The organism is Nocardia sp. NPDC051052, from assembly GCF_044456045.1.
Lineage (GTDB): Bacteria > Actinomycetota > Actinomycetes > Mycobacteriales > Mycobacteriaceae > Nocardia.
In genome coordinates this window covers 22,429-48,053 of the sequence record NZ_JBITFL010000001.1, presented here as the reverse complement: position 1 = coordinate 48,053, position 25,625 = coordinate 22,429, and the positions used below count along the sequence as shown (strand labels likewise).

Annotated in this window: 26 protein-coding genes; 16 read left to right on the top strand and 10 right to left on the bottom strand. The window is 67.7% G+C overall.

The window, feature by feature from the left end:
* Positions 1–2 precede the first annotated feature (2 nt).
* The 5 genes from ACIBCN_RS00230 to ACIBCN_RS00210 are packed head-to-tail and all read right to left on the bottom strand — an operon-like array spanning position 3 to position 5,890.
* Positions 3–1,853 carry an HSP90 family protein gene (locus ACIBCN_RS00230; RefSeq protein WP_396989266.1) on the bottom strand — a complete coding sequence of 617 codons (1,851 nt, stop codon included), beginning with the start codon at positions 1,851–1,853 and terminating at the stop codon, positions 3–5.
* Between the two features lie 59 nt (positions 1,854–1,912).
* The gene (locus tag ACIBCN_RS00225; protein WP_396989265.1) at positions 1,913–2,254 is read right to left on the bottom strand and encodes an MmcQ/YjbR family DNA-binding protein; all 342 of its coding nucleotides are present in this window, start codon (positions 2,252–2,254) and stop codon (positions 1,913–1,915) included.
* Positions 2,255–2,263: 9 nt separating this feature from the next.
* Entirely contained in the window at positions 2,264–3,691 is a 1,428-nt protein-coding gene (locus ACIBCN_RS00220) for a VWA domain-containing protein (protein ID WP_396989264.1), read from the bottom strand.
* A gap of 4 nt (positions 3,692–3,695) precedes the next feature.
* Positions 3,696–4,580, bottom strand: coding sequence for an AAA family ATPase (locus tag ACIBCN_RS00215; RefSeq protein WP_396989263.1), 885 nt, complete (start codon positions 4,578–4,580; stop codon positions 3,696–3,698).
* 44 nt (positions 4,581–4,624) lie between these two features.
* Entirely contained in the window at positions 4,625–5,890 is a 1,266-nt protein-coding gene (locus tag ACIBCN_RS00210; RefSeq protein ID WP_396989262.1) for a glutamate-5-semialdehyde dehydrogenase, read from the bottom strand.
* An 84-nt stretch (positions 5,891–5,974) separates the two neighbouring features.
* Between ACIBCN_RS00210 and ACIBCN_RS00205 the strand changes: the two genes are divergently transcribed.
* From ACIBCN_RS00205 to ACIBCN_RS00185, 5 genes are all read left to right on the top strand, one after another.
* On the top strand, positions 5,975–6,181 hold the full coding sequence (locus ACIBCN_RS00205) for a DUF2510 domain-containing protein (protein ID WP_396989261.1): 207 nt from the start codon (positions 5,975–5,977) through the stop codon (positions 6,179–6,181).
* An 11-nt stretch (positions 6,182–6,192) separates the two neighbouring features.
* Positions 6,193–7,071 (top strand): ribokinase, encoded by an 879-nt coding sequence (locus ACIBCN_RS00200; protein WP_396989260.1) that lies wholly within the window; start codon positions 6,193–6,195, stop codon positions 7,069–7,071.
* Between the two features lie 203 nt (positions 7,072–7,274).
* Positions 7,275–8,645, top strand: coding sequence for a glutamine synthetase (locus ACIBCN_RS00195; protein ID WP_396989259.1), 1,371 nt, complete (start codon positions 7,275–7,277; stop codon positions 8,643–8,645).
* 1 nt (position 8,646) lies between these two features.
* Positions 8,647–9,711 (top strand): amidohydrolase family protein, encoded by a 1,065-nt coding sequence (locus ACIBCN_RS00190; protein ID WP_396989258.1) that lies wholly within the window; start codon positions 8,647–8,649, stop codon positions 9,709–9,711.
* A gap of 100 nt (positions 9,712–9,811) precedes the next feature.
* A complete protein-coding gene (locus ACIBCN_RS00185) occupies positions 9,812–11,035 on the top strand; it encodes an RtcB family protein (protein ID WP_396989257.1) in 1,224 nt (407 codons plus the stop codon).
* A gap of 39 nt (positions 11,036–11,074) precedes the next feature.
* Here the strand turns inward: ACIBCN_RS00185 and ACIBCN_RS00180 are convergent, their stop codons facing one another.
* Complete coding sequence (locus ACIBCN_RS00180) at positions 11,075–11,557, bottom strand: hypothetical protein (protein WP_396989256.1); 483 nt, start codon at positions 11,555–11,557, stop codon at positions 11,075–11,077.
* 157 nt (positions 11,558–11,714) lie between these two features.
* On the opposite strand from ACIBCN_RS00180, the gene ACIBCN_RS00175 reads away from it, so the two are divergent.
* Positions 11,715–12,650, top strand: coding sequence for an alpha/beta fold hydrolase (locus tag ACIBCN_RS00175; protein ID WP_396989255.1), 936 nt, complete (start codon positions 11,715–11,717; stop codon positions 12,648–12,650).
* A 28-nt stretch (positions 12,651–12,678) separates the two neighbouring features.
* Here ACIBCN_RS00175 and ACIBCN_RS00170 read toward each other — a convergent pair whose 3' ends face one another.
* On the bottom strand, positions 12,679–13,818 hold the full coding sequence (locus ACIBCN_RS00170; protein WP_396989254.1) for a GGDEF domain-containing protein: 1,140 nt from the start codon (positions 13,816–13,818) through the stop codon (positions 12,679–12,681).
* A 297-nt stretch (positions 13,819–14,115) separates the two neighbouring features.
* Between ACIBCN_RS00170 and ACIBCN_RS00165 the strand changes: the two genes are divergently transcribed.
* The gene (locus ACIBCN_RS00165; protein WP_396989253.1) at positions 14,116–16,239 is read left to right on the top strand and encodes a RecQ family ATP-dependent DNA helicase; all 2,124 of its coding nucleotides are present in this window, start codon (positions 14,116–14,118) and stop codon (positions 16,237–16,239) included.
* A gap of 70 nt (positions 16,240–16,309) precedes the next feature.
* Here ACIBCN_RS00165 and ACIBCN_RS00160 read toward each other — a convergent pair whose 3' ends face one another.
* From ACIBCN_RS00160 to ACIBCN_RS00150, 3 genes are read right to left on the bottom strand one after another with little or no spacing between them, the layout of a single operon-like run.
* Positions 16,310–16,513, bottom strand: coding sequence for a hypothetical protein (locus ACIBCN_RS00160; RefSeq protein WP_396989252.1), 204 nt, complete (start codon positions 16,511–16,513; stop codon positions 16,310–16,312).
* A 56-nt stretch (positions 16,514–16,569) separates the two neighbouring features.
* Positions 16,570–16,878 (bottom strand): hypothetical protein, encoded by a 309-nt coding sequence (locus ACIBCN_RS00155; RefSeq protein WP_396989251.1) that lies wholly within the window; start codon positions 16,876–16,878, stop codon positions 16,570–16,572.
* The gene (locus ACIBCN_RS00150) at positions 16,875–17,114 is read right to left on the bottom strand and encodes a DUF6364 family protein (protein ID WP_396989250.1); all 240 of its coding nucleotides are present in this window, start codon (positions 17,112–17,114) and stop codon (positions 16,875–16,877) included. Before ACIBCN_RS00150 ends, ACIBCN_RS00155 begins: the two co-directional genes overlap by 4 nt.
* A gap of 85 nt (positions 17,115–17,199) precedes the next feature.
* Here ACIBCN_RS00150 and ligD point away from each other — a divergent pair, with 85 nt between their 5' ends.
* From ligD to ACIBCN_RS00105, 9 genes are all read left to right on the top strand, one after another.
* Positions 17,200–18,174 carry a non-homologous end-joining DNA ligase gene (gene ligD / locus ACIBCN_RS00145; RefSeq protein ID WP_396989249.1) on the top strand — a complete coding sequence of 325 codons (975 nt, stop codon included), beginning with the start codon at positions 17,200–17,202 and terminating at the stop codon, positions 18,172–18,174.
* Positions 18,175–18,283: 109 nt separating this feature from the next.
* Positions 18,284–19,234: a D-isomer specific 2-hydroxyacid dehydrogenase family protein gene (locus ACIBCN_RS00140; protein WP_396989248.1), complete on the top strand. Its 951-nt coding sequence runs from the start codon at positions 18,284–18,286 to the stop codon at positions 19,232–19,234.
* A 142-nt stretch (positions 19,235–19,376) separates the two neighbouring features.
* On the top strand, positions 19,377–19,733 hold the full coding sequence (locus tag ACIBCN_RS00135; RefSeq protein WP_396989247.1) for a nuclear transport factor 2 family protein: 357 nt from the start codon (positions 19,377–19,379) through the stop codon (positions 19,731–19,733).
* A 46-nt stretch (positions 19,734–19,779) separates the two neighbouring features.
* Positions 19,780–20,199, top strand: a complete 420-nt coding sequence (locus ACIBCN_RS00130; RefSeq protein WP_396989246.1) for a hypothetical protein — start codon at positions 19,780–19,782, stop codon at positions 20,197–20,199.
* A gap of 153 nt (positions 20,200–20,352) precedes the next feature.
* The gene (locus ACIBCN_RS00125; protein ID WP_396989245.1) at positions 20,353–21,339 is read left to right on the top strand and encodes an alpha/beta hydrolase; all 987 of its coding nucleotides are present in this window, start codon (positions 20,353–20,355) and stop codon (positions 21,337–21,339) included.
* A gap of 2 nt (positions 21,340–21,341) precedes the next feature.
* Positions 21,342–22,247 (top strand): SDR family NAD(P)-dependent oxidoreductase, encoded by a 906-nt coding sequence (locus ACIBCN_RS00120; RefSeq protein ID WP_396989244.1) that lies wholly within the window; start codon positions 21,342–21,344, stop codon positions 22,245–22,247.
* A gap of 7 nt (positions 22,248–22,254) precedes the next feature.
* Positions 22,255–23,175 carry a ferritin-like domain-containing protein gene (locus ACIBCN_RS00115; protein ID WP_396990142.1) on the top strand — a complete coding sequence of 307 codons (921 nt, stop codon included), beginning with the start codon at positions 22,255–22,257 and terminating at the stop codon, positions 23,173–23,175.
* Positions 23,176–23,180: 5 nt separating this feature from the next.
* Positions 23,181–24,683 carry a flavin-containing monooxygenase gene (locus tag ACIBCN_RS00110; protein ID WP_396989243.1) on the top strand — a complete coding sequence of 501 codons (1,503 nt, stop codon included), beginning with the start codon at positions 23,181–23,183 and terminating at the stop codon, positions 24,681–24,683.
* A 164-nt stretch (positions 24,684–24,847) separates the two neighbouring features.
* A complete protein-coding gene (locus ACIBCN_RS00105) occupies positions 24,848–25,618 on the top strand; it encodes a MerR family transcriptional regulator (RefSeq protein WP_396990141.1) in 771 nt (256 codons plus the stop codon).
* Positions 25,619–25,625: the final 7 nt, after the last annotated feature.

The following is a 25,625-nucleotide window of genomic DNA, read 5'->3' as shown; positions in this document are numbered from 1 at the left end:
TCTCACTCCGTCTCTTCGCCGGTGCCCGCGGCACGTTGCGTTGCCCAGCTGAGGAATTCGCCGAACGCGCGGTTGAGCAGCGCCGTGTCGGTCGCCCGCAGCGGACGGTGGGTCATCAGCAGTGCCTGCCCGTACAGCGATTCCACGGCGGTCTTCAGGAAGGCTGGATCGTTGATGCGGGTCAGCCTGCGGACGACCGGACTGTGGTGGTTCAGCACGAGTTGGGCGCGCGGTGCGGCGGCGTCGAGCGCGCCGAGGATCTCGCTCCACAGTTCGTTCGCGCCGAGCGCGGTCTCCGCCCTGGTGCGTGCGTTGCGCGCGCCGCGTCCTTCGAGGTACAGCGCGGGCACCGAAACCGGGTGGAAGGCACGCACAATCACGTCACAGGACAGCGGATCCAGGACGGCGCGGGCAATGGACAGGACCGGGGTCAATGCCAGTTCCTCGGCCGGATCTACCGGATCGAGTGCTGCCGTGATGGCGTCGGTATCGAGGTCGATCACCTCGACACCGGGTAGCAGCTGCGGCAGCAAGGCGACAAGTTCCCGGTCGTAGGCGTAGCCGCCGTTGACGATCCCGATGCCCTGCGCCGCCGCGGTGGACGCCACCTGACGGAACTCCTCCACCGTCGCGGTCACCCGGATGACCGGGTGTTTTCGCGCGAATTCGGTCAGCGGGACGCGCCCGTCGGTGGTCTCGAACGTCAAGTGCGGCAGCATGATCCGGAACAACTCCGCCGAATGCCTGGCCATCGCCTTGACGCCGAGAGCGTGCACCGCGAGGAACGCGGCCAGCCGCTGCGGCTGCTCGGCCGCGATCTCGGTGAGCCAGTCGCGCACCCGGTCGCCGAGCACCTCGCGGATGATGGCGAGCCGTTCGTCCTCGTAGAGCCCCTCGCGAGACGCGGTCGGCCGCAACGAGTCGGTGTCGATCACGCACCGCACGAAGAACGCCCAGTCCGGCAGCAGCCCGCGCACCGCGTCGCCGAGCAGCATGCCCTTCAGATACACCCGGTGCGCGCTGCTCTCGGCCGGATTGCCCGGCTGCGCAAGCACATACGCGACGCCGCTGACGCCGGCCAGTTCCGCGTCCAGGTCGATCACGTCGAGTGGATCGAATCCGAGTGTGCGCTCACCGAATTCGAGCAGTGCCTCGCGCCGCTCCATGGCGGACGGGTAGTGCCGATGCCATACGGCCGGGCCGTCGGTGACCGGCACGATGGTGCCGTCGGACTCGACCGTCACCGCATATGGCAGCAATGAACCGTATGCACGGGCGAGTTCGATCACCCGGCGCGGCGCGAACCACGACTCGGCGCCCACCCGTGGCGTCAGGTGCACCGTGGTTCCCGGCTCCGGATACTCCATCGGCTCCAGCAGCCGTACCGAGTAGGTGCCGTCCGCCGCGGCCAGCCATTCGACCGGCGCGGCCGCGGGATTGTCGGCGGATCGGGTGACCACGCGGATCTTCTCGGCCACGGTGAAGCAGGCGAGCAGTCCGATGCCGAACTGCCCGAGGAACTCTCGCCGCGCGCCTTCGATGTCGTCGCGCTTCGACGATCGGCCGATGGTCGCCAGGAAGCGGTGCACGTCCGCCTCGGTCAGGCCGACCCCGGGGTCGGCGATCCGCAAGCCGGTCGCGTCGACGCTGATCCGGATCGCGGTTGGCGCCAACCGGTCCCGCTGGGCACGCGCGGTGACGGCGTCCACCGCGTTCTGCAATAACTCGCGCAGGTACACCCGAGGACTGGAATACAGGTGGTGAGAGAGTAAGTCGACGATCCCCCGCAGATCCACCTGAAACGTATAGCTGTCTTCCACCGCCGCCACACCATTGGGCGTTCGCTCCACCATGGTGCGCAATCCTTGCCGCACGCGCCAATGGTTCGCTTAACAATCGCTGATGACGCCGATCAGACCTGCGGCCGCTTGGACTTCGGCAGCCTGCTGACCACCGCCTCATAGGACTGGTCGATCAGTTCGCGCACCTCGTCGTCCGGTATCGCGCCATTGAGCTTGACGCCGTTCCAGCCATACCGCCCGATATACGACGACGCCGTCACATCGTTCGGATACACCCGGATCAGCTCGTTGGCCTCATCCCGGGTGCGCCCGCACTTGAGCCCGACCGAGGTCTCCCCGAGGAACGCGAAAATCTTGTCGCCGACCTTCGCGACCACATCGCCTTCCCACGGTTCGTCCTGCCAGGCACCGGGTTTCGCGAGGCAGTACTTCAGCAGCTGCTTGCCATTCATGCCCACTCCTCACACCGGCAGCAGCATCGACACCACTGCCGTCAGTTGGCTGGCCGAGCGACATTCGTGCATCTCGATCACCTGCCGGTACTTGTCGGCGGCGGAATCGCCCGAGCCCCAGTTGGTTTGCATCTCCGGATTGAGCCAGTGCGCGTGCTTGGCGGTCCGCACGAGCGACCGCAATGTCGCCAATTCTGGGTCACGATAGTTGGTGCGCGCGTCGCCGAGGATCAGCAGCGAGCTGCGCGCGGTGACGGCATCCGGGAAGTCCCTGGCGAATCCGGCCAGCGCGTTGCCGTAGTCGGAGTGCCCGTCCATCCCGACGACGCGCGCCTCGGTGAAGATCCGGTTCATCGCCTTGTCCAGCTGGGTGCGCGGATCGAAGAATTGGGTGACCTCGTCGGTCTGGTCGACGAACGCGAAAATCCTTACCCGCGAGAATTGTTCGCGCAACGCACTGACCAGCAGCAGGGTGAAATTGCTGAACCCGGCGACCGAGCCGGACACGTCGCACAGCAGCACCAGCTCCGGCCGGCCGGGCCGCGGCTTGCGGTTCACCAGGTCGATGGGCACGCCGCCGGTCGACATCGACTTACGCAGCGTCTTACGCAAGTCGATCTCACCGCGGCGCGAATGCCTGCGCCGCACCGCGAGTCGCGAGGCCAGAATGCGCGCGAGTCGCTGGGTGCTGCGCCGCATCTCGATCAGCTCGGATTCCGAGGCACGCAGGAAGTCGACGTCCTCGGATTGACGCGGCACGCCGTAACTGGCGACCCGCTCCTTGCCGATCCGCTCGGCCACCCGCCGCCGGGTCTCCGCTTCGACCGACGCGCGGAACGCGTCGATCCGACCGCGCGCGGCCCGCCGGGCGATCTCGGTGTCGAACGCGCTGGTGTCCGGCCCGGCCGCCAGTCCGGCCAGGATCTTGGCCAGCAACGTTTGCGGCTGAACATCTTTCAACGCCTGATAGGCCGAGAACGACGACCCACTCGCTGACTGATACTGACCGAGCTGCTCGACCAGCTGAGCGGCCAACGCGTCCAGCCGGGCATCGCCGGCTTCCTGGGTCAGCAGCTCCGCGAGCAGTTCCCGCAGGGCCGCGATGTCCACCTCACCCGTCGGCGTCCGTGGTATCTCGACCTCGTCGCGGGCACCGCTTCGCTCCCCGATCGCGAGCGGAAACCACAGGTCGAAGAGCCGATCGAAGGTCGCGCGATGGGTGGTCCTGCGCAACAGCGAACACGCCAGACCCTCGCGCAGCACGTCCCGGTCGAGCAGATCGAGCACGGTCACCACCCGGCCGGCGTCCACGGTCTCCGAGGGACCCACCGGAATACCGCGCTCGCGCAGCGCTTCGACGAACCCGACGAGATGACCGGGCAGACCGTGCGGCGCGGTCAGTTCCGCATCCGGCGCGGGCTGCGATCGCGCGGGCATCGGCTCAGGCCAGCTTCAGCTCGGCCAGCGCACGCTGGTGATCGCTCTGATGCTTGAGCACAACACCGAGCGTGGCCCGCACCGCGGAATCGTCCAGGTCGTGCATGCCGAGCGCCAGCAGCGTGCGGCCCCAGTCGATCGACTCGGCCACCGAGGGCAGCTTCTTCAGCTGCATGCCGCGCAGCACGTGCACGATCCGCACCAGCTGAGCGGCGACGGCGGCGGACAGTTCGGGAACACGGCTGGCCAGGATGCGGCGCTCGAGCTCCTCGTCCGGGAAGTCCAGGTGCAGGTAGAGACAGCGGCGCTTGAGGGCCTCGGACAGTTCGCGGGTGGCGTTGGAGGTCAGCACCACGAACGGCTTACGGGTGGCGACGATGGTGCCCAGCTCGGGAACGGTCACCGCGAAATCGCTGAGCACCTCGAGCAGCAGGCCCTCGATCTCGACGTCGGCCTTGTCGGTCTCGTCGATCAACAGCACCGTCGGATCGCTGCGCCGGATCGCGGTGAGCAGCGGCCGCGACAGCAGGAATTCCTCGGTGAAGACGTCGGCTTTTGTTTCTTCCCAATCGTTTTCGCTGGACGCCTGAATGCGCAGGATCTGCTTGGCGTGATTCCACTCGTAGAGCGCGCGAGCCTCGTCGACACCCTCGTAGCACTGCAGGCGGACCAGTTCGGCGCCGGAGGTCTGCGCGACCGCCCTGGCCAGCTCGGTCTTGCCGACACCGGCCGGGCCCTCGATGAGCAGCGGCTTGCCGAGCCGGTCGGCCAGGAACACCGAGGTGGCGGTGGCCTTGTCGGCGAGATAGCCGGTGGTCGCCAGCTGATCGATCACATCGTCGACCGAGGTGAAGATCGGCTCCTGGGTCGTCTCGGGGGTGGGGGCCACGTGCAGTCCTTCCTTGGGAACGAGCGCCGCTCGCTCCCTATTACCTATACCGGCCGGATCTGGCCGTCGCCCCACACGATCCACTTGGTGGAGGTCAGCTCCGGTAGCGCCATGGGTCCGCGGGCGTGCAGCTTCTGAGTGGAGATGCCGATCTCGGCGCCGAAGCCGAATTGCTCACCGTCGGTGAACGCGGTTGAAGCATTCACCATGACGGCCGCGGCGTCGACTCGGCTGGTGAATTCGCGGGCCGCGGCCAGCTCACCGGTGACGATGGCCTCGGTGTGCCCGGTGCCCCAGGTGTTGATGTGCTCGATGGCCGCGTCGAGGCCGTCGACCACCTTGAGCGCGATATCGAGGGTGAGGTACTCCTCGCCCCAGTCCTTGTCGTTCGCGGGCACCAGGCCGGGCAGGTCGCCGTGCACGGTGACGCCGTGCCGTTCCAGCGCCTCGATCAGCTTGGGCACCGCGACGGTGGCGATCGCGTCGTCGATGAGCACCGTCTCGGCGGCATTGCAGACGCTGGGACGGCGGGTCTTGGCGTTGAGCAGGATCTGCTCGGCCATGTCCAGATCGGCGGCCGCGTGCACGTAGACGTGGCAGTTGCCGGTGCCGGTCTCGATGGTGGGCACGGTGGCGTCGCGGACCACGGCACTGATCAGGCCCGCGCCGCCACGCGGGATGACCACGTCGACCAGGCCGCGGGCCTGGATCAGGTGGGTGACGCTCGACCGGTCGGCGCTGGGCAACAGCTGCACCGCGTCGGCCGGAAGACCCTGGGCGGCAAGGGATTCCCGCAGCACGGCGACCAGCGCGGCATTGGCGTGCGCGGCCGAGGAGGAACCGCGAAGCAGCACGGCGTTGCCGGACTTGAGGGTCAGCCCGAACGCGTCGACGGTGACGTTCGGCCTGGCCTCGTAGACCATGCCGAGCACGCCGAGCGGCACCCGGACCTGGCGGGTTTCCAGGCCGTTCGGCAGCACCGAGCCGCGCACGATCTCGCCGATCGGGTCGGGCAGCCCGGCCACCTGACGCAGGCCGGAGGCGATGCCGTCGATCCGCGACTTGGTGAGCCGCAGCCGGTCGATCAGCGATTCCTCGACGTTGGCGGACTGTGCCGCGAGCACGTCCTCGGCATTGGCGTCGAGCACCGCGTCGGCCGCGGCGAGCAGCGCGTCGGCGGCGGCATGCAGCGCCTCATTCTTCTGCGCCGTGGTCAGCTGCGCCAGCACACGCGACGCGACCCGACCCTTGCGTGCGGCATCGTGCACCAGCTCGCGGACATCCGGCTCGGTCGTCGTTCCTACCGTCATGGGTACAGCCTACTGACCCGGGCCAAGGCAGAATTCAGCACCGCACATCGCCCGCCGTCCGGTCCGTGGTCACATATTCAGGTGATGGAATTGGGTCTGCTCGGGGTCGTGGCCTTCGTCCTGATCGTCGTGCTCGCCAGTGTCCTCGTGGTCGCCGTGAAGTCCGGTTCCCGGCCTGCGACACCGCCGGTCCCTGGTCCGGGCTGGTATCCCGACCCGGCGGATCCGAACCTCGTCCGCTGGTTCGACGGGCACCAGTGGACACCGCAGACGCGGCAGCGCCTCTACTAGCCTTGGACGGCATGGCCGAAAAGACGGACGTTCCCTCGATCGCGGTGCTCGGCAGTATCAACATGGATCTGGTGACGACCACCGATCGGCGGCCGGTGCCCGGCGAGACGGTGCTCGGTACCGGGTTCGCGATGGTGCCGGGCGGGAAGGGCTCGAATCAGGCCATCGCCGCCCAGCGGGCCGGTGGCGCGGTGCGGTTTCTCGGGGCGGTCGGCGATGACGTGTTCGCGGCCGAATTGCGGCGCGTGCTGACGGATTCGGGGGTGAACGTCGAGCGGTTGCGGACGGTGGACGGGCCAAGCGGGGTCGCCGCGATCGTGGTGGATGGTGGCGGCGAGAACAGCATCATCGTGGTCGGCGGGGCGAACGCGCGGATGACCGAGCTCACCGAGGCGGACCTCGACGCGATCGCTGGCGCCGATATTCTGTTGTGCCAGTTGGAAATTCCGATCGATACGGTGCTGGCCGGGGCACGGCACGCGCGCGCCAACGGCACCACGGTGCTGCTCAATCCCTCCCCCACCCAGCATCTTCCCGCCGAGCTGTGGGCGAATGTCGATGTGGCGGTGGTTAATTCGGGCGAGGCCGAACAGCTCGGCGCCGCCCTCGATCCGGTCGCCCACGTGGTCATCACCCGTGGCGCGGACGGCGCGACCTATCGCGGACCCGGGGGCAAACAGCTGTCCCAGCCGAGTCCTGAGGTCGACGTTATCGACACCACCGGTGCGGGCGATACCTTCACCGGTGCACTGGCTGCCGCCTGGCGCTATGGCCCCGAACACGCGTTGACCTGGGCAGGCACCGCGGGCGCACTGGCCACCACCAAGCTCGGCGCGAGCACCTCGATCCCCACCGAAGACGAGATCCGCGCCGCCCTCCCAGCGAACTAGCGATCGCCGCAACAGCCGTGCTGCCGACGCCCACCGCGAGTAAGGCCGCCATCGCGTCTCACTATTGCGTAAATACAATGGCGCGCACTGTGATCGGCTCGGTGGCCGGCGCCTTGTCCGTTCACCATCGCACAGCAGCACGATGAACCGCCGCCGGTGAAAGTTCACGCCGAACAGCAACCCGCCGACTATCGTTGATGTTCATGCCCACCATGCCGGAGCGCATTCCGTCCGACGACGACAACGACGCGGTCATCGGCAGGTTGGATGCCGACATCGTCGCGCTGACCTTCGTCGACAACGCCGGAATCACCAGGGTGAAGACGGTGCCGATGCGGCGGCTCGCGCAGGCGGCGCGGCACGGGGTCGGGGTGTCGCCCTGCTTCGAGACGTTCGCGTTCGATGATCTGATGACGGCCGGGAAATACCTCGGCGGGCCGGACGGTGATCTGCGGTTGGTCCCGGATCTGTCGGTGCTGACCGAACTCGCGTGTCAGCCGGGCTGGGCGTGGGCGCCCACCAACAAATACACCCAGGACGGGACGCCCTTCGCCGCCTGCCAGCGCGGGTTCGCGACCCGGCAGGCCGAGGCGGCGCGACAGGCCGGACTCCGGCTGTCCATGGCGTTCGAGACCGAATGGGCTGTTGGGCAGGGCGACACCCAAGACTTCACCCCCGCCGCCTACGGGCCCGCGTACGGCTTGGTGCGACTCGGGCAGGTGGCCGACTACGCGCGGGAACTGGTCGCGATACTCGATCGGCAAGGCATCCGCGTCGACCAGTTCCACCCGGAATACTCACCGGGCCAACTGGAACTGTCCGTCCAACCGTCCGATCCGGTCGGCGCCGCCGACGACGCGGTACTGGTGCGGCACACGATCCGCCAGGTGAGCCTGCAGTACGGCTGGCGCGCGTTGCTCGCACCCTGCCTCGAGCCGGGTGGCACCGGTTCCGGTGCGCACCTGCACTTTTCGGCACAGGACGAGCAGGGCCCGCTGTTCGCCACCGGCGACGGCCCGTACGGCATGCGCCGGACCGGCGAGGCATTCCTCGCCGGGATACTGCGCGAGCTGCCCGCGCTCGTCGCGGTGGGTGCCGGTAATCCGGCGAGCTTCCTGCGTCTGGTGCCGTCGCGGTGGGCGGGCGTCTGGCAATGCTGGGGCCGGGAAACCCGGGAGGCGGCACTGCGTTTCATCACCGGCGTGCGCGGCACCGAGGAGTGGGCGGCCAACGCCGAGGTCAAATGCTTTGACGCGACCGGAAATCCGTATCTGATCGTGGGGTCGGTGATCGCCGCCGGGCTGGCCGGCGTGGCCGAGGACCTGCGGCTGCCCGCCGAAATCGGCGGCGATCCGGTGGAATTCGACGCGGAACAGCTGCTGATCTCCGGCGTGCGCAGGCTGCCGACCCGCCCCGCCGAGGCGGCCGACCGGCTGGCGGACTCCGCGGTGCTGGCCGAGGCGATGGGTCCCGAATTACACGACGCGCTGCTCACCGTGCGCCGCGCCGAGGCGGACCGTTATCAGTGCGCCAGCCCCGAAGAGCTTGTCGCGCTGACTCGTTGGCGGTTCTGACGTGCTGACCGACGGTCTGACGCTCACCGATCACCACTGTCACGGCGTCGTCCCGCACGATCTGGACCGGGCCGGGTTCGAGCGACTACTCGGCGAAGGACCCACCGGGACCTTCGATTCCGCGATCGGGCTGGCGGTCCGCCGCTGGTGCGCACCGGCACTCGACCTCCCGCCACACGTCGGTCCGGACGCCTACCTGACCCACCGAGCCGAGCTCGGCTGGCGCGAGGCCGCCGTGCGACTGCTGGCCGCCACCGGCACGACCAGCTGGTTCATCGACACCGGATTCGGCGGCGGCACAGCGGAATTCGGTTTGCTCACCGACGGCGAAGTGCGCGAAGTGGTGCGGATCGAACAGGTCGCCGAACAGGTGATCGCCGAGGTAGGCGCGGGCAAGACGGTGTTCGATCAGATCGAGGCCCGGCTGCGCGAACGCGCCCGACATGCCGTCGGGCTCAAGACCATCGTCGCCTACCGCTGCGGCCTGGATTTCCCGCTGCGCGATCGTCCACCGAAATCCGTGTTCCCCGAACACCGCCTCACCGACCCGGATCTGCTCGGTTGGCTGGTCGGACTCGGCGCGCGCATCGGCGCCGAATTCGGCCTGCCCCTGCAATTCCACACCGGCTTCGGCGATACCGACCTGCGACTACATCGCGCGGATCCCTTGCTGCTCACCGACTTTCTTCGCAACACCGCGGACACCGGCCTGACCGTGATGCTGCTGCACTGCTGGCCGTTCCACCGCAACGCCGCCTACCTGGCCCACGCCTTCGCGCACGTACGGATGGATATCGGACTCACCGTCCCGTACGTCGGGCACCGCGCCGAGGCGGTCCTCGCCGAGACGCTCGAACTCGCCCCGTTCCGTTCGCTGTGTTATTCGTCCGATGGTTACGGCCTGCCGGAACTGCATTTCCTCGGCGCATTCTGGTGGCGCCGCGGCCTCGGCAGACTGCTCGACGAATGGATCGCCGAGGACCTGATCACCACCGCCGACGCCGAACGCCTGGCCACCGGCATCGCCCACATCAACGCCGAGGACGCGTACCCGGGCACCCGGTAACACCACGGGAAAATACTCGAGCTGCCCGAGTATTTATTCGAGTGCGCTTATTCGCGTCGATCTTTACCGTTGATCAGGAAAACCAACGAAAGGATCGACAATGTTTCCCGTCGAGCTGCGCGGCACCCGCGCGCAGACGCTCATGTGGGCCGAAGAGCACGCGGTCGAGCAGTCCGCGCTGCAGCAGCTGCGGAATATCGCCGCGCTGAAATGGGTCCACGGCGTCCGCGTGATGCCGGACGTGCACCTCGGCAAGGGGGCAACGGTCGGCTCGGTGATCGCGATGCGGGACGCGGTTTGCCCGGCCGCGGTCGGCGTGGACATCGGCTGCGGCATGGAGAGCGTCAAGACCGACCTCACCGCCGCGGATCTCCCGGACGACCTGCGTTCGCTGCGGTCCAGGATCGAGGCCGCGGTCCCGGTCGGTTTCAGCGCGCACGACAGCGCGGTCAACGTGACCAAGCTCGGCGGCGAGGTGTCCGCATTGGGCGCGAGCACCGCGACGCTGCGGGCGGGCTGGGACAACTTCTGGGGTTCGTTCGCCTCGCTCGACGATGGCGTGCACAACCGGGAGGCCAAGGCGCACAAGCAGATGGGCACCCTCGGCGGCGGCAACCACTTCATCGAGGTCTGCCTCGACCAGGATGACGCGGTGTGGATCCTGCTGCATTCGGGCAGCCGCAACATCGGCAAGGAGCTCGCCGAGCGGCATATGGCCGTGGCACGGACGCTGTCGCACAACGTCGATCTGCCGGATCGCGATCTAGCCGTATTCCTTTCCGGAACACCGGAAATGGATGCCTACCGGCGCGACCTCACCTGGGCACAGGAGTATGCCGCACGCAACCGCGCGGTAATGCTGGCCCTGGTCTGCCGTGCGGTGCGCGACGAATTCGCCGAGCGCCCGGTGCGTTTCGATCAGCCGATCAGCTGCCACCACAACTATGTGGCCGAGGAGCTCATCGACGGCATCCCGATGCTGGTGACCCGTAAGGGGGCGGTCCGGGCGGGCGCGGGTGATCTCGCGCTGATCCCGGGTTCGATGGGCACCCGTTCATATGTGGTGCGCGGCAAGGGAAATCCGGCCTCGTTCCAGTCGGCCTCGCACGGCGCGGGGCGGCGGATGAGTCGTAACGCGGCGAAGAGGCAGTTCACCGTCGCCGATCTGGTCGCGCAGACCGAGGGCGTCGAGTCGCGCAAGGACGCGGGCGTGGTCGACGAGATCCCGGCCGCCTACAAGGACATCGACGAGGTCATCGCCGCACAGCGCGACCTGGTCGACGTCGTCGCGACGCTGCGGCAGGTGCTCTGCGTCAAGGGCTGAACTCGGGCCGCGCCCACCACCGGTGGGCGCGGCCTCGATTCACTTGCGCCGCAGGGTCGCCGCGAACGCCGCGCCGAGCAAGAACATGCCGGTGAGCAGCGCGAAGCCGTTCAGTATCCAATTGTGCAGTGCGAGATGGAAATCGTCGGACAGCTCCGGCAGATTCTCGACCTGCCGGTAGGTGTCGTCCGGGAAGACAATGTGCAGGATCCCGGGGATCACACCCCACACCAGGCCCGCGATCGCCGTGCCCACCGGGGAGAACGCGGCCAACGCCGCCACCAGGAACAGCAGCACCGCACCGCCGATGATCTGAAAGTTCGAACCCCAGCGGTCCGCCGAGCTGCCCAGGATGACCCACTGCCTGGTGTCGAGCGCGCCGTGCGCGGATAGGCCGATCCCGATCGGGGTGATCACCAGCGAGATCAGCGTGCCGGTGAGCGTGCGGCCGAAGCCGCTGCGACTCTGGAACTGGGAGCCCGGCGGCGACCAGCCCGCCGGCGGCTGGTATTGGCTCGACATCGTTGCCCTCCTGCGCGGACCCGCTGTCGGGATCCTCTCGGCCCCTATTGTCCGCCGTTCATGGTCATTTCGCGTCGAATGCCGCGCCGAGGCGGTTACGATCACGCTTCCGGCGAGACCGGAGAGACGCGCACGTCAGGACTGGTTACCATCGGGTATGCGCCAGCAACAACGAGGTTCGGGCTCCACAACGCCCGCTGCGACGGCCACCGAGCCCCCGGCCATTCCAGGTGTTCGCCGCTACTTCGCGGCCGCGCGCGGCGTGGACTTCCATGTGACCGAGGCCGGACCCACGGACGGTCGACCGGTGCTGGCGCTGCACGGGTGGCCGCAGCATCACTACGCGTATCGCCATCTGCTGGCCGATCCCCCTGCGGGACTGCGCATCATCGTGCCGGACCTGCCGGGTTATGGCTGGTCCGGTCCGGCGCCACACCGGTGGGCCAAAGACGATGTCGCCTCCGATGTACTGGCGTTGCTCGATGAACTCGGGCTCGACCACGTGCTGCTGATCGGCCACGATTGGGGCGGTTACATCGGACACCTCATGGTGTTGCGCGAGCCCGAGCGGTTCGACGGATACCTGGTGCTGAATATCGCTCATCCGTGGCAGACGCCGCGCAGTTTTCTGCCGCATGTGTGGCGGTTCCTGGTCTACCAACCGGTCGTCGCCACGTTCGGGCAGTACTTGCAGCAGCGCACCCGGTTGCTCGAGGTGATGCTGGCCAAGGGCGTCAAGAATCGCGCGGAGTTCGGTCCGGAAGTGGTTCGCGCGTATGCCGATCGGTTCCGCGACCCGGGCGTCGCGCGCGCCGGTGTCGACACATACCGCACCTTCTTGCTCCGTGAACTTCCGCGCGGTGCCCGTCATGGGGAAACCCGCCGCGCCACCATCCCGATCCGGGCTCTGTTCGGTGTCGACGACAGTGCCGTGCACCACTCGCTTGCCGCCGCCGAGACCGCGAAAGCCGATGACTACACGCTGGAGCGGGTGGCGAACTGCGGTCACTTCATCGCCGAGGAACGCCCCGACCTGATCCGGGCCCGGCTGATCACCCTCGCCGAGGAGACCGCGCCGGCCGGAACGCACTGACGGATGTTGTTGTGGCGGAGCGTAATTCTCATGCCGACCGTGTCACGTCATGGCTATCGATACCCTGCAGCACCGTGATGTGCTCCACCACAACGGTATTGCCGCCCCGCTGTTTCGCCTGATACATCGCGCTGTCGGCGCACCTGATCAGATCCTGCACCAGCTGGCGGCTGTGCCGGTAGCCGTCGGCACCCGTGTCGGCGACGGCGATACCGATGCTGGCGGTGACCGAAATCGAGCCGATGGGTTCGGCGACGGCGCTGCGTAGTCGCTCGGCGGCATCGACCGCGGTGGGGACGGGCAGGCGCGCGACGATCGCGAACTCCTCGCCGCCGAGCCGGGAGACGATGCTGTGCTCGGGTGCCACGCGCTGCAACCGATCCGCCGTTTGAACCAGCACCTTGTCGCCCGCGGCATGCCCGAACGCGTCGTTGACCGCTTTGAACCGATCCAAATCGACCATCATCACGCAGACGGGCACCGGCCCGGAGCCACCGACCGTCATCGCGGAGTGGTACTCGAATCCGCGTCTGCTCAACAGCATCGTCAACGGATCGGAGAGCATGTCACTGCGCAGCACCCAGTAGCAGAACTGCAGGCCGGGTGGCACCACCGTGGCCGCGACCATGCCGAGGATCATGATCACCGCCGACGCGGCATCGCCGACGCCGAACAGCGGAATCGACAGTACCACCGCCGACGCCAACGACCACGCCGTGTGCCCGGCCAGCACCTGCGGACTGTGGAAGGCGCTGACATAGATGCCGACGATCAGCAACAGCATCATCCCGACCGACCGGACGACATTGCCCGGACTCAGCACACAGACCAGCGTGATGCACACGTCGCCGATGGCGACCAACGTCAGCGATTCCACTCTGCTCGGCCACGGCAGCCACCACCAGCGCACCACCCACAGCACCGCCGCCACCACGATGCACCACAGCACCACCCGGCCGAGCAGGTACTGCGGACCCGCCGACGACGTCACCGTCAGCACGCTGATCAGCGGCGTCGCCAGTCCGCACAGTCCGATGGCGTACTTCACCACGCCGAGTGCTGAGCGGTCGGCGAGGGCGTTCACCACCCAGCGGTAGTCGACGCCGTCCCGCCACCAATCCCGAAGTAATCGCAGGTAGCCGTTCATGACCGCGTCCCGGTCACGCACGGCTCCGGCCCGAGCGAGTGCTCGGCTGTGTCTATCGTTCGCTCGCTACGCTCGGTCATTCGACTCGTCCTCGGCGTCGACCAGGAAGCCTCGTACTCGTTTCGAACCGCGCTCACTTGTGGTGAACGCCGCCGCGGAAGCCGGTGATCACGGTGTCATCGCGGCGATTCACGCAGTGTAGGACACATCGCGGCGGTTACCGAGAGTCCGACCGGTATCGATATCGACAAGCACCGCCGGGGCGGGTGGGCGCGACGCGCGCGGTTGCTGTCGGTACCGTCGGGCACGATGGAGCGCATGACCACGGCGACCGATGTCCCGGCGATCGACCTCACCGCACCCGACCTTCGCGAGCGCGCGGAACACCTGCTGCGCGAGCTGGCGGGGCCCGACGCTCGGCTACGAGAGGATCAGTGGACGGCGATCGAGGCGCTGGTGGTGCAGCGGCGCCGCGCGCTGGTGGTGCAGCGCACCGGCTGGGGTAAGTCGGCGGTCTACTTCATCGCCGCCAAGCTGCTGCGCGGGGCCGGGCGCGGGCCGACGGTGATCGTGTCGCCGCTGCTCGCGCTGATGCGCAACCAGGTCGCCGCCGCGCAACGGGCGGGCGTGGTTGCCGCCACGATCAATTCGGGCAATGTCACCGAATGGGATGAAATCCACAGCCAGGTCGCGTCCGGCGAGGTCGACGTGCTGCTGGTCAGCCCGGAGCGGCTGAACAATCCGGACTTCCGCGATCAGGTGCTGCCTAAGCTCGCCGCCGACGCCGGACTCGTGGTGATCGACGAGGCGCACTGTGTCTCCGACTGGGGCCACGACTTCCGGCCCGACTACCGGCGGATCCGTACGCTCATCGCCGACCTCGGCTCGGATGTGCCGGTGCTGGCCACCACCGCGACCGCGAACGACCGGGTGGTCACCGACGTCGCCACCCAGATCGGCACCGACACCCTGGTGTTGCGCGGCACGCTGGACCGCGAGTCGCTGCACCTGTCGGTGGTGCGCTTCGACGACGCGGTGGAACGCACCGCGTGGCTCAGCGGGCACCTGCGCACACTCACCGGCTCGGGGATCGTCTACACGCTCACCGTCGCGGCCGCGCACGACCTGGCCGACGTGCTGAACTCGCATGGACACACCGTCGCCGCCTACACCGGCCAGACCGATCCCGCCGAACGCGAGGCGCTGGAGTCGGCGCTGTTGAACAACGAGGTGAAGGCGCTCATCGCCACCTCGGCGCTCGGCATGGGTTTCGACAAGCCCGATCTCGGCTTCGTCGTGCACGTCGGCGCGCCCTCCTCGCCGATCGCCTACTACCAGCAGGTCGGCCGTGCGGGCCGTGGCACCGAGCGCGCCGAGGTGGTGCTGCTGCCCGGACCGGAGGACGCGCGGATCTGGAGTTACTTCGCCTCCGTCGCGTTTCCGCGCGAACACATCGTGCGCTCGGTGCTCGACGCGCTCGACACCGACCGGGCCTTGTCCACCGTGGCACTGGAACCGCTGGTCGAGCTGAACCGCTCCCGCTTGGAGATGGTGCTCAAGGTGCTCGACGTGGACGGCGCGGTGCACCGGGTGCGCGGCGGCTGGATCTCCACCGGTCAACCGTGGACCTACGACACCGAACGCTATGAGCGGCTGTCCGAGGCCCGCGAGGTCGAGCAGCAGGCGATGGTCGACTATCAGTCGACGAGCGCCTGCCGGATGGTGTTCCTGCGCAGCCAGCTGGACGACCCGGGATTGCCTGCGGGGCAAGTGGATTCGCCCGGCTGCGGCCGCTGCGACAACTGCACCGGCACCCGGCCCGACGTCTCGGTGGACGCCGAGGCGGTCGCCGCCACCCGGGCCCGCCTCGACCGTCCCGGACTGGATCTGAGCCCACGCAAGCAGTGGCCCACCGGGATGGCGAAGCTCGGTATCCCGTTGTCCGGCAAGATCACCGGCGGCGCCGAGACCGGTCGCGTGCTCGGCAGGCTCACCGATCTCGGCTGGGGCCAGCGCCTGCGCACCCTGCTCGACGGCCCCGATGATCCCATCCCCGAGAAGGTCTTCGAAGCCTGCGTCGCCGTCTTGCGCGACTGGAAGTGGACCACCCGGCCGACCTCGGTACTGGCCTTGGAATCCCAGCGCTACCCCGTGCTGACCGCCACCCTCGCCGCAGGTCTCGCCGAGATCGGCCGCCTCAACGACCTGGGCACCCTGCCGAATCGCCCGGACCGCCCCCCGGTATCCGCCGCCAACTCGGCACACCGCGTCGCGGGCCTGTTCGACTCCTGGGACGTCCCCGACCTGACCAACGTAGAGGGCCCAATCCTGTTGGTAGACACCCTCTCCGACACCGGCTGGACCCTAACCCTCGCCGCCCACGCCCTCCGCACCGCAGGCGCCGACGCGGTACTCCCCTTCGCCCTCGCATCGGTCACCTAGCCCAACCCCGTCGACGTGAGTCAAATGGTCGCCAAAAGACCTGGCGGGCGTCGCCGCGTCCCGGCGCCGGTCAGTGGCGGGGGTCGGGGAGGGTGATCGTCGGTGGGTCGGGTTCGATTCGTCGGGTTGCGCTCAGGTGGTTGTCCGGGGGTAATGGGCGGCGGGGTTCGCGGACGCCTGCGGTGCCGCCGCCGCCTTCGCGTCCAGGTCTGCCGCCGCCGGTGGTCACCTTGCCGCCCAATAATCTTCGGATGGCTCGCAATAGTTTTCTCATGAGGTCCAGTGTGCTCGCCGGACGGGCGGGCACAACGATGTTCGCGGGCAGCGAAGTTACAGACTGAGGGTGGCGCGCAACCTGGCGTCGAGGGATTCGGATTCGCTGGTCGTCAGTTCGCCGAGCTGCTCGGCGAGCCAGGGACGGTAGGCGCGGTGCAGTTCGAGGGTGTCGGCCCAGCCGTGTTCGGTGTATGTGGCAAGCACGTGGCCGGGGTCGGCGTCGCGCAGGGGAACGACGTGCAGCCAGCGGTACGGCGAGGTGATCACCGCGGAGTCGGATACCAGGACCACCGACATGCGTCTCGGCAGCGGAGTGCCGTCGCGCAAGGCCGGGGAATAACGCCAGACCTCACCGCGTCTCATGCGGCGCCGCGGGCGTCGGTCTCGGCCGCCTCGGTGACGTTCAAGTCGTCGTAGGCCGCGACCTGCTCGGCGGCGTCGTCGACGGCCAGCTTGGCCAGGCTGTCGTGCACGAGCGCGGTGCGCAGCGAGGCGTTGATCACCGAGGACAAGCTGCGATTCTGCTGGTCGGCCGCCTGTTTTGCCCATTCGGCCACCTGCGGATCCAGCGTCACGGTCACGCGCGTCGCCTTACTCATACCGTCATGCATACCAGAGTGCCGCACATTGTGAAGCGCGTTTTCGGGCGGCGGGCGCGGTGCCGGGTCGGCTATCGTCGGACGCGTGGCCAGCAAGGCTGCGGCGTCGGCCATCGAACTGGATGTCGGCGACCGCACGATCCGCATTTCCAACCCGGACCGGGTGTACTTCCCGGAGACCGGCGCGACGAAGCTCGACCTGGTGCAGTACTACCTGAGCGTCGGCGACGGCATCGTCCGCGCGCTGCGCGATCGGCCGTGCATGCTGCATCGCTTCCCGAAGGGGTTGGCCGGGGCCAAGGTGCACCAGAAGCGACTGCCCGCGGGCGCGCCGGACTGGATCAACACGGTGCGCGTCTTCTTCCCCCGCTACAGCAGGCACGCCGACGAGCTGTGTGTAGATGAGCTGGCCGACGTGATCTGGGCTGTGCAGATGTCGACGGTCGAGTTCCATCCGTGGAACTCGCGCGCGGCCGACACCGAAAGCCCCGACGAGTGGCGCATCGATCTGGATCCGATGCCGGACTGCCCGTGGTCGCGCGTGCAGCGAGTGGCCTGCGTCGCGCACGAGGTGCTCGATGAGCTCGGCGCGGTCGGCTGGCCGAAGACGTCCGGCGGCAACGGTTTACACATCTATGTCCGCATCGCACCGAACTGGGGTTTCAAGGAGGTGCGCCGCGCCGCGCTCGCCTTCGCCCGCGAGGTCGAGCGCCGTGCACCCGACGACGTGACCACCACCTGGTGGCGCAAGGACCGCGACCCCAAGATGTTGTTCGTCGACTACAACCAGAATGCCCGCGACCACACCATCGCCGCCGCCTACTCGGTCCGCGGCGTGCCGACCGCCACCGTCTCCACCCCGATCCACTGGGACGAGATTCCCGACGTCGACCCCCGCGACTTCACCATCAAAACCGTCCCGGCCCGCTTCGCCGAACTGGGCGACCTACACGAGGGCATCGACGACGCGGTCTTCGACATAGATCAACTCCTGGAATGGGCCGACCGCGACAAGGTAGACGCCGACCTCGACCAGGAAACCGACCTCGACGAGGACTGATCCGCCCCCGCGGCAGGCGGGGTGCGGGCCGGGGGCAGTGATAACGTCGCCGCAGCGCTGCCACCAGCGCATTGCGCACCCGCTGTACTGCTCCGAAGGAGGTCTATCCATGAGCCGACCGGCAGTAGCGATAGCGATCGCGCCCGCTGATCCGCCTCCTGCGTTGCTGGCGAAGGCGGTCGCGGATGCCGGGGCGAGTGTGGCCGCGCTTGATGAGGCGCGGGGGTTGATCTGGGTGGGTACCCCGGGACAGTTTCCGGATGAGTTGCCGGAGACGATCGAGTGGGTGCAACTGCCCGCGGCGGGGGTGGAGGAGTGGTTCGACGCGGGCGTTATCGCCGCTCATCCGAAGGTGCAGTTCACCTCGGCCGCAGGCGCTTTCGCGGCCAGCGTGGCCGAGCACGCGCTGATGCTGTTGCTGGCGGGCGTGCGCTATCTGCCCGAACAGCTGCGGGCGGCCAGCTGGCGGCGGCAGGATTTCATCCCGCACATCGGTTCGTTGCGCGGTAAGACGGTCACCATCGTCGGCGCCGGCGGTATCGGGCGGGCGCTGATCCCGATGCTCGCACCGCTCGGTGCGCACGTGATCGCGGTCAACCGGTCCGGCCGTCCGGTCACCGGTCCTGGCATCCCTGACACGGTCGAAACGATCTCGACCGATCACCTTTCCCGGGTGTGGCCGCGCACCGACCATGTGGTCGTCGCCGCTCCGGCCACCCCAGCGACCGACCATCTCATCGACGCGGACGTGCTCGCCCGGCTCAAGCCACACTCGTGGGTCATCAATATCGCGCGCGGCAGCCTGATCGACACCGACGCCCTGGTCACCGCGCTCGCCTCCGGCGCGATCGCGGGCGCGGGGCTCGATGTCACCCATCCGGAGCCGTTGCCGGACGGTCATCCGCTCTGGGCGCTCCCGAATGCCATTGTGACACCGCATGATTCGAACCCGCCACAGCTGCGGCTCGCCGCCTTCGCCGACCACGCCTGCGCGAACGTCGAACGGTTCGTCACCGGCAAAGACCTCCTGGCCCCTGTCGATCCGGACCGAGGCTACTGACTCCCGGACCGCCGACGTACGTATACGACGGCGAAAAGTACTTATAGATGACTGATTCGGGGCACCCCCTGCGGCCATAACGTAGTTCCTGTCAGCAAGAACGACAGCGAAACCGCAGATCACAGCCCCGAAGGAGCCCATCATGAACACCATCGTCGCCCAGTACCTGGAAGCCTGGAACACCACCGACGCCACCGACCGCAAGGCCGCCGTCGCCCGGGTCTTCACCGAGACCGCCGGCTACACCGACCCGCTGATGGCGGTCGCCGGGCACGACGCCATCGACGCCGGAATCGCCGCCGCGCAAGCACAATTCCCCGGCTGGACGTTCCGCTTGGCCGGGCCGGTGGACGCCCACCACGATCAGGTCCGGTTCACCTGGGAGCTCGGCCCCGCCGACGCCCCGGCCGTGGTGGTCGGCTTCGACGTGGCCGTCGTCGAGGACGGCCGGTTCGCCAACGTGTACGGCTTCCTCGACAAGGTCCCCGCCGCAGCCTGACCGAACCCGCTCCGCCACAACCTTATTCACCGAAGGAAGCCCTGCCATGACCACCATCGCCCCGTCCTACCTGTCCGCCGTAAAGGCCCCTGGCCCACAACTGCTTCGCCTTTCGCTCCGCTTGGATGCCGTGGTCACCGGCGTCAACGGCCTGGCCTACCTCGCTCTCGCCAAGCCGCTGGAGTCGCTGCTCGGCCTGGACACCGAGATCGGCATCCCGATCGGCATCTTCCTGACGCTGTACGGCGTGGCGGTGGCGATCATCGGCACCAGGCAGTCGATCAGCACCACCGCCACCCGCGTGGTGATCGCGGGCAACGCCGCCTGGGTCGTGGTCAGCCTGGCCGCCCTCGTCGAGGGCGCGCTCGAGCTGAACCTGGTCGGCTCGGTCTGGGCGGTCATGCAGGCGGTGACCGTCGGCGGTTTCGCCGCCATGCAGTACCTGGGCCTGCGCAAAGCGCGGTGAAACCACCGATAACCGAATATCCCGAACCTCGACGACCGCGGCACCAGTACCCAGCTGATGCCGCGGTCGTCGTCGCAGGTCAACCCACATCGCGATCAGCCTGCAACAAATGTGCCATTGACAACTGGCACATTCATCGCTGATGCTGAACGCATGACAAGGTCAACGAAGACCTCGATACCTGGGGTACCGACCACCGCCTCCGCACGGTCCACACTGGCCGCGGCGGCCACCCAGATCGGGTTACGTCCGCTGAACAACGCGGTGCCGATGAACGCCACTGGCGTCTGGTTCGCCCGCAAGCTGGTCGCCACCTTCATGGCCGTGGGCGGTCCGGTGCCCCGCGGCACCGCCGTCACCCCGGTTCGGTCCGGGCCGGTGCGTGGCGAATGGGTCCGTGCCGCCGGGGTCTGTTTCGGCAGACAAGCCATCTACTACATCCACGGCAGCGCCTACGTCATCTGCTCGGCGCGCACCCATCGCGGTTTGGCCGCGCAGTTGTCGCGCAAGACCGGACTCCCGGTATTTGTCACCGACTACCGCCTCGCGCCGGAACACCGCTTCCCGGCCGCGGCCGACGATATCGAGGCGGGCTACCGCTGGCTGCTCGAACGCGGCTATGCCGCAGACGATCTGGTGATCGCCGGTGATTCGGCGGGCGGGCACCTCGCGCTCGACCTGCTCATCGAGAACGACCGCCACCGCATCCCGCAGCCCGCGGCCGTGGCGATGTTCTCGCCGCTGTTCGACCTCACCCTGCGGCTGGCCGCCGAACAGGAACGGCGCCACCGTGATCCGCTCATCTCGGCCGAGGCCGCGAGCCGGATGCCGCGCGAGTACACGCAGGGCCTGCCCGATGACCTGCCCCGGCTGCGGCTGACGGTGCCGCAAGGGATGCCCTTGCCGCCCATGCTCATTCAGGTCGGTGGCACCGAAATGCTCAGGGCCGACGCGCGAGCGCTGTGCGAGATGGTGCGCGCCGCGGGCGGCAGCTGCGAACTGGAGGTGTGGCCGGGTCAGGTGCACGTCTTCCAGGCGCTGCCGACGCTGGTGCCCGAAGCCGATCAGGCCCTGACCCGCGCGGCCGAGTTCCTGCGCGCGGCGCTGGCCGACCGCACTGTCTCCGAGAAGGTGAGCTAACGATGTTCGGACTGGAAAAGCTGCTGCCCCTTGGCAATCGGCCCCGGCGCACGTATGGCGCGCGAGCGGTGGTGACCGGCGCGGGCAGCGGTATCGGCCGGGCCTTCGCGCTGGAGATCGCCGAACGCGGCGGCCAGGTGATCTGCGCCGACATCGATGAGACCCGCGCCGATCAGACCGTCGCGCTGATCGAGCGCAAGCATCCCGGCACCGCGCACGCCTTCCGCTGCGATGTGGCGCACCGCGAGGACGTGGAAAACCTTGCGCGCTTTGCCGAATCGCTGTTCGAACGCCCGGTCAGTTTGGTCATCAACAACGCGGGCGTCGGCATCGGCGGAAAGCGCGTCGGCCAGGTCGGATTCGAGGACTGGGAGTGGGCGCTCGGCATCAACCTGTGGGGTGTGGTGCACGGGTGCGAGGTGTTCACGCCGCAGCTGCGCGCCGCGCGCCGGGGCGGGATCATCAATGTCGCCTCGGCCGCCGGGTTCGCCGCCGCGCCCTCGATGGCCGTCTACAACGTGTCCAAGGCGGGCGTGATGTCGCTGTCGGAGACGATGGCGGCCGAGCTCAGCGGCACCGGGGTCGCGGTCACCGTGCTGTGCCCCACCTTCGTGAAAACCAATGTGGCCAAGGACGGCCGGATCACCCAGCAGTCGGCGAGCCTGGCCGACACCCTCATGCGCTGGACCGGCTTCTCCCCGGAATACGTCGCCCGCAACACCCTCGACGCGCACGACCGCGGACAGCTGTATGTGCTGCCGCAGCTGGACGCCCACGTCGTCTGGCGGCTCAAGCGCTACTTCCCCGCCCAGTACACCTATGTCCTCGGCCTCCTGGATCGAGTGCTGCCCCAGGACAACTCCCCCGCCACCGACCGCACCTCGGTCACCGACAAGACAGGAGTCTGACATGGCCATCACGATGGACTTCGACGACATGCTCACCAAGATCAAAGACCGGCAGTGGGCGCTGGCCGACATCGATTGGGACGCACCGGGTGCCGAGATGATCTCGCCCGAGCTGCACGCCAAGCTCAAGCCGTTCATGGCCGATCTGATGTGGATCGAGAACGTCGGCGCGCGCGGCTTCGCCGCCATGGCGAAGAAGGCGCCCACCGAGACGCTGCGCGAGATCTACCGATACTTCCACGCTGAGGAGCAGCGGCACGCCAATGCCGAACTGGCGCTGATGCGACGCTGGGGCATGCTCGACGGCGACGAGATCCCGCAGCCGAACATCAACGTCAAGCTGGTGATCGACTTCCTGGACAAGTACGCCGACGGCATGTCGCTGTCGTTCCTGGGCACCGTCATTCCGATGCTCGAGGTCGCGCTGGACGGCGCGCTGGTCAAGTTCATCATGGACGAGATCCACGACCCGGTTTGCCAGGAGGTCTTCAAGAAGATCAACAACGACGAATCTCGCCATCTGGCCGTCGATTTCGCGGTGATGGATGTGCTCGGCCACGCACGGGCGCGCAAGCTCGCCACCGATCTCGTCGGTGGTTGGCTGAAGCCTTCGCTGATCATCGGCGTGCTGAGTTACGTGCCGCTGCTGAACAAGATTCGCGACAACATCGTCGAGATGGGCGTCGACGAGGAGAAGCTGTACTCGGCGCTCAAGCGCTACGCCAATGTCGGTGAGCGCAGCGAATTCGCGCGCAGGCTGCCGATGTATCAGCTGGTGAAGTTGCAGGGCGGCTGGGTGATCGACCGCGGCCACCCGTACCACCTGGTCGCCGACGCGCTGGTGAAGATCACCGCCAGGGTGCCGAAGGCGCTGCTGCGCAAGGACCCGACCTGGGTCAAGGAAGTCACCTACGAGCCGGCGGCATAGGGCATATGAGCAACCAGACATTAGACGTCGCCATCATCGGTGGCGGGTTCGCCGGGATCGGCGCCGCGATTCGCCTGAAACAGAAGGGAATCGACGGTTTCGCCATCTTCGAGCGCGGCGACGCGATCGGCGGCACCTGGCGCGACAACACCTATCCCGGTGCGGCGTGCGACATTCCGTCGCGGTTGTACTCCTACAGCTTCGCGCCGAACCCGGACTGGTCGCACACCTACTCGGGTAGCAACGAGATCCTTGGCTACATCGAGTCGATGGCGGCCGAGTTCGGGCTCGGGCCGCATTTCCGGTTCGGCAGCAACGTGTCCGGCATCGTGTTCGACGAAGCGGCCGGGCAGTGGGAGATCACGATCGACGGCCAGGGCACGGTGCGCGCCCGCACCGTGGTGCTCGCGTCCGGGCCGTTGGCGAACGCCAGCTTTCCGAACATCCGAGGGATAGAAGAGTACGCCGGGCACAAGATCCACAGTGCCCGTTGGGATCACGACTACGACTTCACCGGCAAGAAGGTCGCGGTCGTCGGCACCGGGGCCAGTGCGGTGCAGATCATTCCCGAGCTGGTCGATAAAGCGGCCTCGGTCAAGGTTTTTCAGCGCACGCCGGGCTGGGTGCTGCCCCGGGTCAACCGGCGCACCAACTCGGTGACCAAGGAGATCTATCGCCGGGTGCCCGCCGCCGAACAGCTCGCCAGGCAGGCCTGGTTCTACGGACACGAGTCGGTCGCGCTCGGCGTCGTCTGGAACACGCCGCTGACCAGGGTCGTCGAGCTGGTCGGCAAGGCCCAATTGCGCAGGCAGGTCAAGGATCCCTGGCTGCGCCGCCAGCTCACCCCGGACTTCCGGGCGGGCTGCAAGCGGCTGTTGATGACCGATGACTACTACCCGGCCCTGCAGCGGGACAACTGCAAGCTGATCACCTGGCCTATCGCCAAGCTCTCCGAGCGCGGTATCCGCACCGCGGAAGGTGTTGAGCACCAAGCCGATTGCATCGTCTTCGCGACCGGCTTCGACGTGTCCAAGACCGGAACCCCGATCCCGGTGGCCGGCCGGGACGGTCGGGTGCTCGCCGAGGAGTGGTCCGGCGGCGCGTACGCCTACAAGAGTATCGCCGTGTCGGGGTTCCCGAACATGTTCCTCACGTTCGGACCGAATTCGGGGCCGGGCCACAACTCGGCGCTGGTGTACATGGAGGCCCAGATCGACTACCTGGTCAGTGCCATCGGCACCATCCTGGAGCAGGATCTGCGCGTCCTCGACGTCAGGAAGGACCGGCAGGACCGCTACAACGCGGGCATGCAGCGCAGGCTGACCAGCACCACCTGGAACTCGGGCTGCAAAAGCTGGTACCTCACCGAGGACGGCTTCAACGCGACCATGTATCCGGGGTTCGCTACCCAGTATGTCAATCAACTGCGGACCGTCGACCTCGCCGACTACACGGTGGTCGCGGCGGACCGGAATGTACGGACGCCCCGGATCGCGGCGGTTTCCTAGATGACGGTGGCCGACGGCCTTGGCGATAGACTCGGTCGATCACGCGGCGTGAGCGACAGGCCCGGAGGCGGTAGCTCGCCGGCCGTGAACGCCGCAATTGAGCATTGACCGTGCTGTTCGGCCGTCGGCAATCCGGCGCCGCGGCGAGCGAGGAGGTGGATTCGATGGAGTACCGCATCGATGATCTCGCGCGCGCCGCGGGCACCACCACCCGCAATGTGCGCGCCTACCAGGAACGCGGCCTGCTGCCCCCGCCCGTCGGCAAGGACGGCCGGGCCAGCATCTACGACAATTCGCACCTGGAGCGACTGCGGCTGATCGATGCCCTGCTGCAGCGCGGTTTCACCACCGCGCACATCGGCGACTTCATCACCAGCTGGGAAACCGGCAAGGATCTCACCGAGGTGCTCGGCCTGCAGCACGCGGTGACCGCGTCCTGGTCCAAGGACGAAACGTTCGAGGTCCCCCGCGAGCTGATCGGCACCATCCTGGGCGCCGAGGCCGACGAACTCGTCGACCGCCTGCGCGAGATGAAACTGGTCCGGCTCGAGGGTGACACCGTGGTGTTCACCGAAACCCAGCTGCTCACCTCGTTCGCCGAATTGCACGAGTACGGCCTGGAACTGCGCACCCTCATCGAGATATACGCCAAGGTCGCCGACCGCATCGACGACATCACCCACATCATGATCACCGCCGCCAAACAGCACATCATCGATGAGCACGGCGCCGGCTGGCTCCCCGACACCAGCAGCGAAATCGCCGACACCACAACAATGTTGAGCAAGATGCGCGAATTGGCCGTAGCCTCGGTGCACTCCACCCTCGCCCGCTCGCTGGACGTCACCCTGCGCCATGAACTCGGCGACTACCTCGCCACCGCCGCCGAACGCGAACGCGCCCGGACGGATTCGCGCCCCGACTCCTCCATCTAGGCGGATC